The 13,396-nt window shown below is 39.2% G+C and carries 15 protein-coding genes and 1 riboswitch; of the genes, 9 read left to right on the top strand and 6 right to left on the bottom strand.

The features are described from left to right. Positions 1 to 50: 50 nt before the first annotated feature. Positions 51 to 1,169 (bottom strand): NAD(P)/FAD-dependent oxidoreductase, encoded by a 1,119-nt coding sequence (locus ACE1TG_RS16055; RefSeq protein WP_375053433.1) that lies wholly within the window; start codon positions 1,167 to 1,169, stop codon positions 51 to 53. Positions 1,170 to 1,232: 63 nt separating this feature from the next. On the opposite strand from ACE1TG_RS16055, the gene ACE1TG_RS16050 reads away from it, so the two are divergent. From ACE1TG_RS16050 to ACE1TG_RS16040, 3 genes are all read left to right on the top strand, one after another. Beyond that, positions 1,233 to 1,790 carry a hypothetical protein gene (locus ACE1TG_RS16050; protein ID WP_375053432.1) on the top strand — a complete coding sequence of 186 codons (558 nt, stop codon included), beginning with the start codon at positions 1,233 to 1,235 and terminating at the stop codon, positions 1,788 to 1,790. A 73-nt stretch (positions 1,791 to 1,863) separates the two neighbouring features. Continuing rightward, a complete protein-coding gene (locus ACE1TG_RS16045; RefSeq protein ID WP_375053431.1) occupies positions 1,864 to 2,427 on the top strand; it encodes a hypothetical protein in 564 nt (187 codons plus the stop codon). A gap of 77 nt (positions 2,428 to 2,504) precedes the next feature. Continuing rightward, positions 2,505 to 3,437, top strand: coding sequence for a manganese-dependent inorganic pyrophosphatase (locus ACE1TG_RS16040; RefSeq protein ID WP_375053430.1), 933 nt, complete (start codon positions 2,505 to 2,507; stop codon positions 3,435 to 3,437). A gap of 220 nt (positions 3,438 to 3,657) precedes the next feature. On the opposite strand, the gene ACE1TG_RS16035 is transcribed toward ACE1TG_RS16040, so the two are convergent. The 5 genes from ACE1TG_RS16035 to ACE1TG_RS16015 are packed head-to-tail and all read right to left on the bottom strand — an operon-like array spanning position 3,658 to position 8,769. Then, the gene (locus ACE1TG_RS16035) at positions 3,658 to 4,818 is read right to left on the bottom strand and encodes a YkvI family membrane protein (protein WP_375053429.1); all 1,161 of its coding nucleotides are present in this window, start codon (positions 4,816 to 4,818) and stop codon (positions 3,658 to 3,660) included. A 38-nt stretch (positions 4,819 to 4,856) separates the two neighbouring features. After that, positions 4,857 to 5,972, bottom strand: a complete 1,116-nt coding sequence (gene menC / locus ACE1TG_RS16030; protein WP_375053428.1) for an o-succinylbenzoate synthase — start codon at positions 5,970 to 5,972, stop codon at positions 4,857 to 4,859. A gap of 1 nt (position 5,973) precedes the next feature. After that, entirely contained in the window at positions 5,974 to 6,780 is an 807-nt protein-coding gene (locus ACE1TG_RS16025; protein ID WP_375053427.1) for a GNAT family N-acetyltransferase, read from the bottom strand. Continuing rightward, complete coding sequence (locus ACE1TG_RS16020) at positions 6,770 to 7,909, bottom strand: M20 peptidase aminoacylase family protein (RefSeq protein WP_375053426.1); 1,140 nt, start codon at positions 7,907 to 7,909, stop codon at positions 6,770 to 6,772. The genes ACE1TG_RS16025 and ACE1TG_RS16020 overlap by 11 nt, the downstream gene beginning before the upstream one ends. 17 nt (positions 7,910 to 7,926) lie before the next feature. Continuing rightward, positions 7,927 to 8,769, bottom strand: coding sequence for a MurR/RpiR family transcriptional regulator (locus tag ACE1TG_RS16015; protein ID WP_375053425.1), 843 nt, complete (start codon positions 8,767 to 8,769; stop codon positions 7,927 to 7,929). 278 nt (positions 8,770 to 9,047) lie between these two features. Between ACE1TG_RS16015 and mscL the strand changes: the two genes are divergently transcribed. The 6 genes from mscL (at position 9,048) to ACE1TG_RS15985 (ending at position 13,335) form a co-directional block, all read left to right on the top strand. Then, positions 9,048 to 9,482, top strand: a complete 435-nt coding sequence (mscL, locus tag ACE1TG_RS16010) for a large-conductance mechanosensitive channel protein MscL (RefSeq protein WP_375053424.1) — start codon at positions 9,048 to 9,050, stop codon at positions 9,480 to 9,482. Between the two features lie 54 nt (positions 9,483 to 9,536). Continuing rightward, positions 9,537 to 9,647: riboswitch (TPP riboswitch) on the top strand. Positions 9,648 to 9,775: 128 nt separating this feature from the next. Next, on the top strand, positions 9,776 to 10,762 hold the full coding sequence (locus ACE1TG_RS16005; protein WP_375053423.1) for an ABC transporter substrate-binding protein: 987 nt from the start codon (positions 9,776 to 9,778) through the stop codon (positions 10,760 to 10,762). A 10-nt stretch (positions 10,763 to 10,772) separates the two neighbouring features. Beyond that, complete coding sequence (locus ACE1TG_RS16000; RefSeq protein ID WP_375053422.1) at positions 10,773 to 11,063, top strand: thiamine-binding protein; 291 nt, start codon at positions 10,773 to 10,775, stop codon at positions 11,061 to 11,063. Then, on the top strand, positions 11,063 to 11,827 hold the full coding sequence (locus ACE1TG_RS15995; RefSeq protein WP_375053421.1) for an ABC transporter permease: 765 nt from the start codon (positions 11,063 to 11,065) through the stop codon (positions 11,825 to 11,827). The genes ACE1TG_RS16000 and ACE1TG_RS15995 overlap by 1 nt, the downstream gene beginning before the upstream one ends. A gap of 1 nt (position 11,828) precedes the next feature. Further along, on the top strand, positions 11,829 to 12,566 hold the full coding sequence (locus ACE1TG_RS15990) for an ABC transporter ATP-binding protein (RefSeq protein ID WP_375053420.1): 738 nt from the start codon (positions 11,829 to 11,831) through the stop codon (positions 12,564 to 12,566). After that, positions 12,559 to 13,335 carry a TatD family hydrolase gene (locus ACE1TG_RS15985; protein WP_375053419.1) on the top strand — a complete coding sequence of 259 codons (777 nt, stop codon included), beginning with the start codon at positions 12,559 to 12,561 and terminating at the stop codon, positions 13,333 to 13,335. The genes ACE1TG_RS15990 and ACE1TG_RS15985 overlap by 8 nt, the downstream gene beginning before the upstream one ends. Positions 13,336 to 13,396: the final 61 nt, after the last annotated feature.

Here is a 13,396-nt window from a genome sequence, read left to right as displayed (position 1 = left end):
TATTAATGGTTAAAAAATGGCATAAGTGCTCATTCATAGCCTTGGGAAAGTCAAGATTTCTTCACTAGCCTTGTCATATCATAGTTGGCTAAATCGATATCCAGTTCTTTTTCTAATGCCATATCTGCCAGCTGTTTTCCTACATATGGACCTATCGTAAGTCCCGAGGAACCGAGCCCGTTTGCCAGCAATAAACCATCGTATCCGGGCAGACTGCCAATCACTGGAACAGATTCCGGTGTCATTGGCCGAAAACCGACACGTGTCTCCAGTATACTGGCATTTTCCAGTTCTGGCGCTATTTTAATTGCGTTGGAAAGTATATGTTGAATTCCACCTGCAGTCACGCGGTTATCAAAGCCTACGTTATTCTCATGGGTTGATCCAACAATAACCCGGTCCTCAAATGTTAGCATATATTGGTTAAACGGAGGTTTTACAACAGGCCAATTAGCTGGTGATATTCCAGGAACCTTTAAATGTACGATTTGCGCTCTCTGGGGTCTAATATCAAAGCGCATACCTAGAGGTTCAAGCAGATGGCTCGTCCATGCACCAGTAGCTGCTATTACTTGATCACCCTCTATATTATCGCCGTTAACAGAAACACCTGTAATTTGTGTTCCTTCATAGAGTAATCGTGCTTCACCGTTAATTATCTTCGCCCCATGCTTTTCAGCGCCTCTTAAAAGCGCATTTCGCAATGCACGTCCATCTACTCGTGCAGCTCCACTTACATGGAGTGCTGTATATTCATCAGACACCAGTGGGAACATTTCTTTTGTTTGTTTCGAGTTAAGAAGTGTAATTTCACCGATTTCAGGAGCATCTTCACGCCGCTTATAGGCGTGTTCCTTCATAGCAATTAGTTTCTCTTCGTCAGTATGGAGATTTATCGCGCCTACGCGTGCATAACCTGTATTCGTCTCGCCATCTTCAGCTAGTTCCTGAATCAAGTTATGGTAAATACGAGCACCGCCTTTTGCAAGCTTATACCAAGCTTTATTCCGGCGTTTCGAAAGCCACGGGGCAACTATGCCTGCAGCAGCGTCAGTTGCCTGACCTGTATCCTTTCGATCAACAATCACAACCTTAGCGCCAGACTTGGAAAGCTGGTATGCTGTAGATGCACCTAGTATACCTGCGCCTATTACAATAAACTGCTTCATAGAAAAATCCTTTCATATCATCTTCATATACTATAGGAATAATTGCTGAAAAAATAAAGGAAAATGATTGTTAATAAAAGAATTAATAGGAAGAGAGGAGTCAGAATACATATGAACGAGAACATTGTAGCAAAAATTTTATTTATTATTGGAATTGCCCAAATGTTAATTGGTTTAATAGTGGGACTGATTTTGGGAAATGCTGATTATTATGGCGTTATGAATTGGTCAGTTGTATTTATGTGGACAATTGGCGGTTTTATAAGTGGTATGCTATTCCTTGGATTTTCCGAAATAATTAAATTACTCCATACGATTAATGAAAAAACACCTTCATTACAAAAAGAAGCATTCCATAACATAAAGACTTTAGAAGAAAAAACTGCACCCGTTTCTTGGTCTTTAAAGGAATCAGATAAGGAAAAGATTAATGAAAAATATAGTGATGAAGCTATTTCAGAAATTGTCCCATCACCAAAAGAAGGCTACTGTCTCGTGAAATTCAAAAGTAGTGCTGGCTATTACGTAAAAGTAGTTAATGTTGATGGATTTGGTGTTGAGGAAGTTCACGATGCTGAAATAAAATACACCATTATAGAGTGGTATAATAACTTAAATTAAACGGAATGCAAGAATATGTATAGGCAATTTGTTAAACTCGATCTTAACATAAAGATAGTGAGGAGTGTCTTTTTTGGCTAAAGGAAACCATAGTTCAAAGATGGGTTGGTTCGGCTGGACTTTTTTAAGTGTTATTTTAATTACTATTGTTGGTTCTTTTTTATTCTTCTCTAATATGCTAAACCTAGATATCAAATCAATTTTCACCGGTGAAGAAAATGCAGAGGGTAATGAAGAGCCTGTATCGGAGGAAACACTGGAAAAGGTGGAGGAAGTTCAGGAAACTGTTGGGAAGGATCATGCGGATATTGGCAAGTTTGTAGCTAAAACGCATGATTTCTATAATGAGACAACAGGATATGGGAGTATTGCTTCACTTGATTGGGAAAAGCAAAAGGATCAGGCCAATAAAATACTAGGTAAACTGGATGAGAAACTTCCAGATGTAAAGGATGATGCGCTAAGGGCTGACATAGAGCGAATACAGAAATTGGCCAAAAAAGCAATTAATGAACAGGCAACAGAACATGTGAGAAACTTGCATCGTATGTTTCATGACTTGGATATTGCGTTGAACAACTACAATGGGTATGATACTATTTGGAAAGTTACTGAAACATTGAAAACTGCAAATTAGTGTCCATAAACTAATTAATTATGGTAATCTAATAGTTGGGTTAGTAAAGATTACAAAGTTTTAAAGGAGAAATGAACATGGACAAGACATTAATTTTTGGTCATAAAAATCCGGATACTGATACAATTTGCTCTGCATTAGCATATGCAGATTTGAAAAATAAGCTTGGGTTTGATGCAGAACCCGCAAGACTTGGTTCTGTCAGCAAAGAAACACAATTTGCTCTCGATTATTTTTCAGTTGATGCACCTCAGTTTATTGAAAAAGTAGACGAGGATGTAAAAGATGTTATTTTAGTTGATCATAATGAATTTCAGCAAAGTGTGGAAAATATTACTGATGTACACATTTCCGAAGTTATTGATCATCATCGTATTTCGAACTTTGAAACGAAAGAACCGTTATATTTCCGTGCTGAGCCGGTTGGCTGCACTGCAACGATTTTGAATAAAATGTACAAAGAAAATGGTGTAGCTGTAACGAAAGATATCGCTGGACTTTTACTTTCAGCAATCATTTCTGATTCATTATTATTAAAATCACCAACATGTACAAAAGTAGATGTTGAAGCGGCTTATGAATTAGCTGAAATCGCAGGCGTAAACCTGGAAACATACGGTTTTGAAATGCTTCAAGCTGGTGCTGATTTGAGTGACAAGTCAGTTCTTGATCTTATCACGATGGATGCCAAGGAATTTTCCATGGGTGACGCAAAGGTTGAAATTGCTCAAGTAAACGCAGTGGATACAACGAAAATCTATCAATTTCAAACAGATTTGGAAACAGAAATCGCCCAGATTATTAAGGATAAAAACCTTGATCTATTTCTGTTTGTTGTAACAGATATCTTAAACAACGATTCGGAAGTACTTGCATTAGGTGAAGGAAAAGGTAATGTTGAAAAAGCGTTTAATGTATCATTGGATGATAATAACCGTGCATTACTTAAAGGCGTAGTGTCACGTAAAAAACAAATCGTGACTAACTTAACTGAAGAATTTACAAAATAGCGTGATGAAGGATGCCTTCCAGTTTCGACTGGGAGGTCTTTTTCGGTTGATAACTGCCCCAGAAGTTGATAAACTGCAATCTGGTTGATATCTACCCCAGCGGGTTGATAAAACTGTCTACTTTATGTACGCTAACAGTTTTCTGGTTGATATCCGCCTCCCCCAGCCTAATCAGAAAAACCCCCGCATGGTCCGAAACCATGCGGGGGTCTTAAAATTTCTATCCATTGCTGCTGTCTGCTTCTTCAACTGCAACCTCTTCATCTTTTTTAAAGAATATCTTGTATACCCCTATTGTTAATAGTGGGATGGCGAATACTGCAATCATTGCATATGCCATTGCTGTGTAACCTGTTGAAATTAAGTCAATGATTCCTACTTGTGAGAGAATCATAGCTAAGATTAGTGTACCAACTGCGATCGCACCTCTTTGTGTGGAAGTTAGAGACTTGTTGGCATGCTCTTCCATTTGTGCCTCCATACGGTCAACGAACGCATGAATCATTCCGGAAGATGTTTCGATTAGTGTCCAGCCTACAACGATACCGAATATCACAATAACAATTGCAGGGAAATCTTGCAGCATGACAAGCCATGGTACAGAAGCTCCGAATACCTCTTCTGAAGGATAGAAGCCCATAAGACTGAAGTATGTTAAGAACCACGGGAAAGTCATAAGCACACCGGCTATAATACCGGAGATGACAGATTCCTTTCGTGATTTCTGGCGTTCAATGGTAAATAATGCTGCTGGAAATACAGCCAGGTTATACCCAACATACAATATGCCGGTCCATAAAACGGCAAATATTGATACTTCTCCAGGCATATAGCTCGTATCTCCTGATGACAATACTGCCATGGCGTCATCCCATGTAGTTCCAATAACAAGAGCAGCAAAAATCAGATAGCCAATCATTAATGCTAATGTACCGAATGTTTTAAAGCGTTCAATAAGTCCTTTCCCGTAGAAGTTCAACACACCAACAATAACTGTAATCAGACTGACACCAATCCAGTAATTTAGCCCAAGTGTACTTTTTAGAATTTCACCGGTCGCTGAAGCCATAATGGCAATGATTAATATTGCAAGCAACAAGTAGACGATGTCGAATAGGAACCAAAAAGGACCGATAAGTTCTTTTAATAATTTGCGGTATTCAAATGCTTTGTATTTACGTGCAAATTCGAACATCAGGACAGCCATTACGATAAAACCAATTAAAATACCAATTCCACCAAGCCATCCGAGCGCTCCGAATTTAGCGCCGTACTGAACAATTTCCCTCCCTGTTGCGAAGCCACCGCCAATTAACACGGATTGAATAATGATTGCTGGCAGCAGGTACCTTCCAAATGCCCCTTCAAACAAATTCTTCATCTAAAACCCCTCCAAATATATATTTATCAAACAGGAAATCACAAATGGAATACTTCTTCTTCGACAGTGAATTTCTCTAATGCTTGCTCATCGATTTCATAGCCGATACCTGGTAGATCCGGTACTGAAATGACACCATTTTCTACTGTAACCTCAGGCTTTATGATGTCTTTTTTCCAATATAGTGCTGAAGCGGCTGTATCACCTGGCAAAACGAATTGTGGCAGGGTGGTTAGTGCGATATTATGTGCTCGGCCAATTCCAGCTTCGAGCATCCCGCCACACCAAACGTCAATTCCATTTTGTTTACACACATCATGAATGCGTTTCGCTTCCGAAAGTCCACCGACTCTGCCGATTTTAATGTTAATAATTTTACAGCTTTGCAGTTGAATTGCTTTTTCTGTGTCTGCAAGTGAATGAATGCTTTCATCCAAGCAAATAGGGGTATTCATTGCGGCCTGAAGCTTGGAATGGTCAACGATGTCATCGTGTGCTAATGGCTGTTCAATCATCAGCAAATCCAGTTCATCTAACTTTTGCAGATGATTTATATCTTTCAGTGTATAAGCTGAATTAGCATCCGCCATGATCGGTATATTTGGGAAATGTGACTTAACTTTATGAAGAATATCATAATCCCAGCCAGGTTTGATTTTAATTTTGATGCGTTTATATCCTTCTTTCACATAGTGATCAACTGTTTGTAAAAGATCATCTGCACTTTGCTTTATTCCAATGCTGATGCCAACGTCAATTTCTTTTTTTGTACCACCGAGTGCCTCGGCCAGAGAAGTGTTTTGGCGTTTTGCGTAAAGGTCCCAAATTGCGCCTTCAAGTGCAGATTTTGCCATGTTATTCCCTTTGATTGGTTTGAAAACTTTCAACAGATCATCAGGATGACTGATTTTGTTTTCTTTTATTAGCTTTATTAAAAAGTCTTTGATGATATGCTGGGTTGTTTGAACTGTTTCTTCGTTATACCATGGGCTTGTAAAAGCAACAGATTCACCAAAACCACGGTTTCCTTCTCCATCAATAGCTTCCGTGACAAAGAATTCTTTTTCCTGTATCGTTCCAAAGCTTGTCGTAAAAGGGTTGTTTAACATCATTTTAAGTCGCCGAAGTTTTAACTGCTTAATAGGAATTGTCATGTTAGTTTCCTCCAGTAAAGTAGTTGGTTTTGGTGAAGTAATAGTAACTGTGCTTTTTTGAATGATTACGTATAAAATTCTTCGCTGTAAAACCATTATCAAATAATAGCTGGAATGCTTCTCTTGTTTTTAGCCGCCATTCTTTTGCAAGATTAATATCCTTTTTCTTCACAGATTGGAAATTATCAGGTACGGCAACAAACCAGCCATCATCAATTGGGTTAAATCTATCCAGATTAGATTTCGGTACCCCATTCTCAGTTACATCAATCATTAGTTTATTTTCATCAAATGTAACTTTTGGGGCTGGTGTACTCGTATTAAGGTTCCATTCGATTTGGATTCGATCTGTAGGTAGGCCTTCGTTTAATTCATCGTCCATGGAACCATAGTGATCTTTTTTGTAAAAAGCCCCAGTTGCTCCAAGTTTATGCAAATTTAAATATGCATTCAAACTTTCAAGTGGGTCAAACGTCCATGTAATCATGGAATAGCCTATTTCTCGAGCAAATTCAGCCTGTTTCAGCTTCATTCGTTCACCAAGACCACCCTTGCGATAATCTGGCAATATCCCAAGCATATGGGAACATAAATAGGAGTGACTGCCATCAAATCCTGCAAAGCTGTATAAAAATCCGACCATCGCTTGTCCATCAAAAGCACCGAGAATAACGCCGCCATGATTTAAAGCAGTATATGTCTGATGTACGGGATTTGGAGGCATTTGCCAAACTGCTTCTTCCACTTCCTGCATCTTTCGTAAGTCATTCATACTTGTCAGCTTGCGAATTTTAACATTATTGGTCATCTTGGTTGCTCCTTTCAGCAGTTTTGACTAAGGCATTGGTTAAAATCTCAACCGCTTCAGGAATTATTGCATGATTAAATGTCATATCTGGATGGTGGAGACCTGGCTGTAAATCACAACCTATTGCAAGCATCGTAGCTTTTAAGTGTGGTTTTTTTATTGTATAAAAATGAAAATCATCCCCGCCAGTCGTTGTAATCATCGGTTGCAGTTTATCGATTCCAACGCTATCTTTTATAGCGTCCTCCATAATTGAAGTAGCTTCCTGATTAATAACGGATGCAGCAATATTGGCGCCAATCTTCAAGTCGATGGAAATGTCATGATAGTCGGCAAGCATAGCTGTAATTCTCTCAACATTGATCATCAATTCGTCCATAACCTCGTTCGTTTGCGCACGTAAATCCACTGAAAATGTTGCGTTACCCGGGATAATATTTTTACTTTCACCACCAGCCTGAAATGCTGTCAGCTTAACAGAATGGGGAATCATTGGGTTTATATCAATATTTTGCAGATGCTGGACAAGCTCGGAACCAACATGAATAGCATTGGTATTCAAATGTGGCCTGGCACCGTGGGCATCATCACCTTGAATTACTCCATCAATAAAACAGGCTGCCCCATGGCGAATAGCTGGAGCAAATTGATCATGTTCTAATTCCTCTATTGGTCGTAAATGCATTCCATATAAATAGTCAACATCATCAACAATTCCTTTATCAACTAAGGATAATGCGCCTGTCCCTTTTTCTTCTGCAGGCTGAAAAATAAATCGGAATGTTCCTTTTTCAGGATAGCCATCTTCAAGAAGCGTTAACAATGAGCCAATTGCAATTGTCATATGAGCATCATGTCCGCACGAATGATTTGCCTGAAATTCACCGTTCACCTCTTGCCATAAAGCATCTATATCAGCTCGCATAGCAACGACTGGTGATCCTTGGCCAATTTCGATAACTAGACCGGGTGAATCATCCAGTGTTGTAATACTGCAATCATAATTTTTAAAAAGCTGTTTGATGTAAGAAGTAGTGTCATACTCTTTCCAGCTAATTTCCGGATGTTCATGCAGGTGGGAGAAAATTTTTTGAAGCTGTGGTCTTATTGTTTCTATTGTTGGCTTCATGGATATACTCCTTTAAATTAATTTGCAAAAAATTTACTTGCTTCTATTCCATCAAATCGTTCTGCGCGTTGCTGAAACAACTTCGGCGCCCGTATTGTGATTGCTGCAACAATACTATTCATCAGTGAAAACACGGCAGGTACCAAATCAAGTGTCGATAGTTCCTCTAATCGAATTGCCAATGTTATATCGGAATACTCGGTAATGGGCGAATAAGGGTTATCGGTAAAAGCAATAATTGTCGCCCCTTGTTTTTTGGCCAATTCAGCCAGTCTTATCGTGTTAATCCCATACCTATGGAATGAAAAAGCAACAAATACACTATTTTCATGTAATTCACTTAGTTGTACCAAAATATCGTCATCAGGTGAATGCTGTCGTACATTGCCAACCACAATATTTAAGGCATATGCAAACCAGCTTGCTAAAGCGTAGGATGATCGGACACCTGCAATATAGATATTCTCAGCAGATAACAGCTTCGTAACGGTTTGGTCTAAATCCGTTTCCGACATTTGCTCGATTACAGTCTGAATTGTACGTATATCATTGAACATTAGGTTTTTAACAGTATTATCTTCTGAATGACTGGATACCTTTCTGTTTCTGAAATCAGACAGACTGCTTTTTTCAAAAAAACGCTGCTGGTATGTCTGCTGTAAAGATTTATAGCCATCATATCCCAACGTGCGTGCAAAACGGATGATAGTAGTTTCACTAACACCAATTTTTCTGCCAGCTTCCTGAGCAGAATTCATTGCGAAAATAGATGGATCACTATAAATATAAGATGCTATTTTTTTAAAGCTTTTTGAAAAGTTCGCTTGATGTTCCTTAATTTTTTTGTACAGATTTTCCATGTAAATTCCCCGTGTAGTTTGTCATCTGTTAAAGTGAAGGAATTACTTTTTCTTTTAATAAAGAAAAAGTAATTCCTTTATTATAAGTAACATACCATAATAGTAGAATTTACTCAATATGTAATCTTGGGAATTATTAAAAAATTCAGCGTGTGTGAATAAAAAGTCCCGACCAAGATAGATGACTATGAATGTACTTAGTTATAACTGATTAAAGTGCTAAACATCTGTACTCATACATAAAATTAGTACAAGCCTGATAATAGGGGTGCGTACTTTTGTGGTCAGATTTTAAAACATTCGCATTAAAAGGAAACGTCCTGGACTTAGCTGTTGCTGTTATTATCGGAACAGCCTTTGGAAAAATAGTAACGTCACTTGTAGAAAATATCATGATGCCACTAGCAGGGATCTTAGTAAGCGGTGTTGATTTCACAAATTTAAAATATACGGTAAGAAAAGCAGATGTATTGTATGGCGAGTTCATCCAGTCGGTTTTTGATTTTATCGTTATCGCGGTGTCCATCTTCATTTTCATTCGCATCATAGCAAAGTTCAGAGGTGAGAAGGATCCGGAAAAAGAATCAAAGCCTGATGAAAAAACTGAGTTGCTCAAAGAGATACGTGACCTTTTGAAAAAAGAGGATAAGCTAACACCTAAACAGAAAAAGAAGGTCACGATTAATATTTCATCACAGTCGAAGAAAAGATAAAACTTGAAAAATACAGTAAGCTGTGGCATAGTGAATTTGATAGTTTAATTGAATAATAAGTTGTAGGGGGACCAGTGTATGCTGGTTGAGATTGTATCCGTTAGATGCTGACCCTTGGAACCTGATTTGGTTGAGACCAGCGTAGGGAACAAAGTAAAACAATAGTAATATTGTTCGTAATGCGCTCAGGGACTAACCTGGCGTTATTTTTTTTGGTCTTATAAGAGATTCCTTTCGTTTCCAACACCAATCATACTTCCAGAAGTGAACAAAAAGAGAAAGGGAGATGAGAAATGAAAAAATGGTTGTTCGTAGTATTAATAGCCGTTTTACTAACAGCATGTAATAACGATGCAGGGGGAACTGACGAAAAAAGGCAGGAGACAGAACAAACAAAAGTAGTGCTCGATTGGACCCCCAATACGAATCATACAGGTCTTTATGTTGCCCAGGAAAAAGGATATTTTGACGATGAAGGGTTGGATGTAGAAATTATGATGCCGGGTGAGGCTGGTTCTGATCAGCTTGTAGCATCAGGCAAGGCTGACTTCGGAGTCAGTGCACAGGAAGCTGTTACAGAGGCACGTATTCAGGATATTCCAATCGTATCGATTGCAGCGGTTATCCAGCATAATACATCCGGATTCGCTTCACCAAAAGACAAACAAATTACATCACCAGCAGATTTTGAAGGAAAAACATATGGCGGATGGGGAGCACCGGTTGAAAAAGCAGTTCTATCTTCACTTATGAAGCAGGAAAATGCCGATGTTGAGAAAGTCGATATTGTCAATATGGGCAATACAGATTTCTTCACAGCAGTGAAGCGGGATATTGATTTTGCGTGGATTTACTATGGCTGGACTGGAGTCGAAGCAGAAATGCGCGGGGAGGAATTAAATATGATTTATTTAACCGATTACTCCAAAAAGCTTGATTATTATACACCTGTCCTTACAACGAATGAAAAAATGATTGCAGACAATCCGGAAAAAGCTGAGAAATTTTTAGCAGCGGTTTCAAAAGGGTATAAGTTTGCAATCGATAATCCAGGTGAAGCAGCAGAAATCCTCAGCGCTGCTGTTCCAGATCTTGACCCGGAACTTGTTAAGAAAAGTCAGGAATGGTTATCACCAAAATATCAGGATGACGCAGACAAGTGGGGAGTTCAAAAGCAAGAGGTATGGAAGAATTATTCCAGCTGGATGTATGATAATGGACTTCTAGAAGAAGAATTGAAAGCTGAAGATGCATTTACCAACGAATTTTTACCAGAATAGGAGTGGGAATATGAATAATTCATTAGTAAGTATACAAATTATCCCAAAAACAAACAATGGGGAAGATGTCATTCCATATGTTGACGCTGCAATAGAGGTGATCGAGAAAGCTGGAGTGAAATATGAGGTCCATCCACTGGAAACTACAATGGAAGGGAAGCTAAACGAGCTATTAGCAGTTATTGAAAAAATGAACGAAAGAATGGTTGAGCTTGGAAGTTCCAGCATTATATCGCAAGTGAAAATCCTTTATAATCCGAGTGGGGCATCAATGGATCAATTGACGGAGAAGTATCGTTGATGAAAAAGTTTATGAAAAAAGGGTGGAAACCTGTTGCGGTTCTCCTCCTTTTATTCATTATATGGGAGGGCGCAAGTAATTTATTCAAGATACCTGGATGGCTGTTGCCGGCGCCTTCGCAAATTTTACAAACAGGTGTTGAAGGCTGGGCATCTTATCAGCATCACATCTTCTCAACCGTTCAATTAACGATTATTGGATTTTTAATTGGCAGCAGTGTGGGCATTCTGATTGCGATTAGTCTGCATCTTATACCACAGCTTCGAGAAGCGTTGTATCCATTAATCATTATTTCGCAAAATATACCAATAATTGTTCTGGCACCACTGCTCGTTATATGGTTTGGCTTTGGCATGCTACCTAAGATTATTGTGATTACACTAGTCTGCTTTTTTCCTATCGCGGTGTCAGCCTTGGATGGATTCAGACAAACGGACCATGATTTGAAACATTATATGCAAATGGCTGGAGCAAATAAGAAACAGATATTCTGGAAACTGGAATGGCCAAATGCGTTGCCATACGTATTTGCCGGGCTGAAAATCTCCGCAACGTATAGTGTCATGGGAGCCGTTATATCGGAATGGCTCGGTGCGAGTAACGGGATCGGCGTTTATATGACATTAGCATCGTCTTCATTCAGGACCGATCGTGTTTTCGTATCTATTTTTCTTGTAATGGTTCTTAGTTTATTATTTTTTGCAATTATTATTTTGGTCGAAAAAAGCCTAATCAGATGGAAGCCAAAAGGAGAAGGAAATTGATATGGGCAATCTAGCTGTGAAAGATATAACAAAATCATACGGAGACCATCATATTTTGCAGGGTGTTGATTTCACCGTTAATGACGGAGAGTTTGTTTCCATTTTAGGCCCATCCGGGAGCGGGAAAAGTACATTATTTCATTTGATTGGCGGAATTCGTTTGCCTAATTCAGGGGAAATTTACCTGGAGGATAAACAGATAAATGGTCAAAAGGGGTCAATCAGCTATACACCGCAGTCTCCGTCACTCATGCCTTGGCGCACAGTACTGAAAAATGTCCTGCTTGGTGGCGAGATCGTCGGTAAATATGATGAAAAAAGGGCGCTTGCATTAATTGAGCGTGCTGGGTTGCAAGGGTATGAAAATGCGTATCCACATGAACTGTCAGGCGGAATGAAACAACGTGTTGCGTTCGTGCGAAGCTTGCTAAGTCCGCAGCCACTTATTTGTCTGGATGAGCCCTTTTCCGCACTGGATGAATTTACCCGCCTGGAAATGCAGAAATGGCTCATGTCCATTTGGCAGGAAAATAAACGGTCAATCCTGTTTGTCACACATAATATTGATGAAGCAATTTTTCTGTCCGATCGGGTTATTGTCCTGTCCCAAAAACCATCAACTGTCAAAAAAGAGTTTACAATTCCGTTTGAGAGGCCGCGTTATGAAGATATTCTGTTGACAGAGGAATTTTTAGACTGGAAAAAAGCAATCTATCAGGAGTTGAGTGAAGATGTCTGATAGAATAATCGATTCGCATATTCACTTGGATATGTATAGCCAGAAAGAGCGGCAGCGAGTTCTAAGTGGGCTGGAGTTGGCTAAGGTGGACACACTAATTTGTGTGTCGAACCATTTGAAGTCGTCCAAGGAAACTCTGCGTTTGGCTCATGAAGACAGCCGTATTAAGTCAGCATTTGGCTTTCATCCGGAACAGTCGCTGCCTGCTGATTACGAGACTGCTGAACTTCTATCGTTTATTGAGCAAAATCAGCAAGAAATGATTGCTATTGGGGAGGTTGGATTGCCTTATTACTTGCGGCAAGATAATAAAGGAGTATCAATAGACGCCTATGTTGAACTACTGGAAATATTTATCCGAAAAGCTGCAGCACTCGACAAACCGATAATTCTCCACGCAATATATGAAGGTGCTCCAATTGTGTGCGATTTACTGGAAAAGTATTCTGTAACTGATGCGCATTTTCATTGGTTCAAGGGAGATTCAAAGACGATAGAGCGTATGGCGAAAAATGGATACTCTTTATCGGTGACACCTGATGTAGTATATGAAAAGGAAATTCAGGATTTAGTCAGCGCCTATCCGTTATCCCGTGTGATGGTGGAAACAGATGGTCCATGGCCATTTGACGGAGTTTTTAAAGGGAAAATGACACACCCTGGAATGATCCATAAGAGTATCGAAAAAATTTCTGAGCTGAGGAATGTTTCGGTCGAGAGTGCGTATAGTCAGATTTATGATAATACATGTCGCTTTTATAAACTGTGAGAAATTTCACGGAAAAATGTTATTATAAAATAGGTAAGTTTATAGGCTGGGAGTGACAGAC

This window comes from Virgibacillus sp. JSM 102003 (assembly GCF_041949995.1).
GTDB lineage: Bacteria > Bacillota > Bacilli > Bacillales > Amphibacillaceae > Lentibacillus.
Note: the sequence above shows the minus strand (reverse complement) of the source record. Positions and strands in the feature narration are given on the sequence as shown.

Bases quoted from the DNA above. Each gene is read 5' to 3' on its own strand.
- menC (WP_375053428.1), bottom strand. From the start codon at position 5,972: ATGACAATTCCTATTAAGCAGTTAAAACTTCGGCGACTTAAAATGATG.
- ACE1TG_RS16005 (WP_375053423.1), top strand. From the start codon at position 9,776: ATGAAAAAATGGTTGTTCGTAGTATTAATAGCCGTTTTACTAACAGCA.
- ACE1TG_RS16040 (WP_375053430.1), top strand. From the start codon at position 2,505: ATGGACAAGACATTAATTTTTGGTCATAAAAATCCGGATACTGATACA.
- ACE1TG_RS16020 (WP_375053426.1), bottom strand. From the start codon at position 7,909: ATGAAGCCAACAATAGAAACAATAAGACCACAGCTTCAAAAAATTTTC.
- ACE1TG_RS16050 (WP_375053432.1), top strand. From the start codon at position 1,233: ATGATTGTTAATAAAAGAATTAATAGGAAGAGAGGAGTCAGAATACAT.
- ACE1TG_RS16025 (WP_375053427.1), bottom strand. From the start codon at position 6,780: ATGACCAATAATGTTAAAATTCGCAAGCTGACAAGTATGAATGACTTA.
- ACE1TG_RS15995 (WP_375053421.1), top strand. From the start codon at position 11,063: ATGAAAAAGTTTATGAAAAAAGGGTGGAAACCTGTTGCGGTTCTCCTC.
- ACE1TG_RS15985 (WP_375053419.1), top strand. From the start codon at position 12,559: ATGTCTGATAGAATAATCGATTCGCATATTCACTTGGATATGTATAGC.
- ACE1TG_RS16055 (WP_375053433.1), bottom strand. From the start codon at position 1,169: ATGAAGCAGTTTATTGTAATAGGCGCAGGTATACTAGGTGCATCTACA.
- ACE1TG_RS15990 (WP_375053420.1), top strand. From the start codon at position 11,829: ATGGGCAATCTAGCTGTGAAAGATATAACAAAATCATACGGAGACCAT.
- ACE1TG_RS16000 (WP_375053422.1), top strand. From the start codon at position 10,773: ATGAATAATTCATTAGTAAGTATACAAATTATCCCAAAAACAAACAAT.
- ACE1TG_RS16015 (WP_375053425.1), bottom strand. From the start codon at position 8,769: ATGGAAAATCTGTACAAAAAAATTAAGGAACATCAAGCGAACTTTTCA.
- ACE1TG_RS16035 (WP_375053429.1), bottom strand. From the start codon at position 4,818: ATGAAGAATTTGTTTGAAGGGGCATTTGGAAGGTACCTGCTGCCAGCA.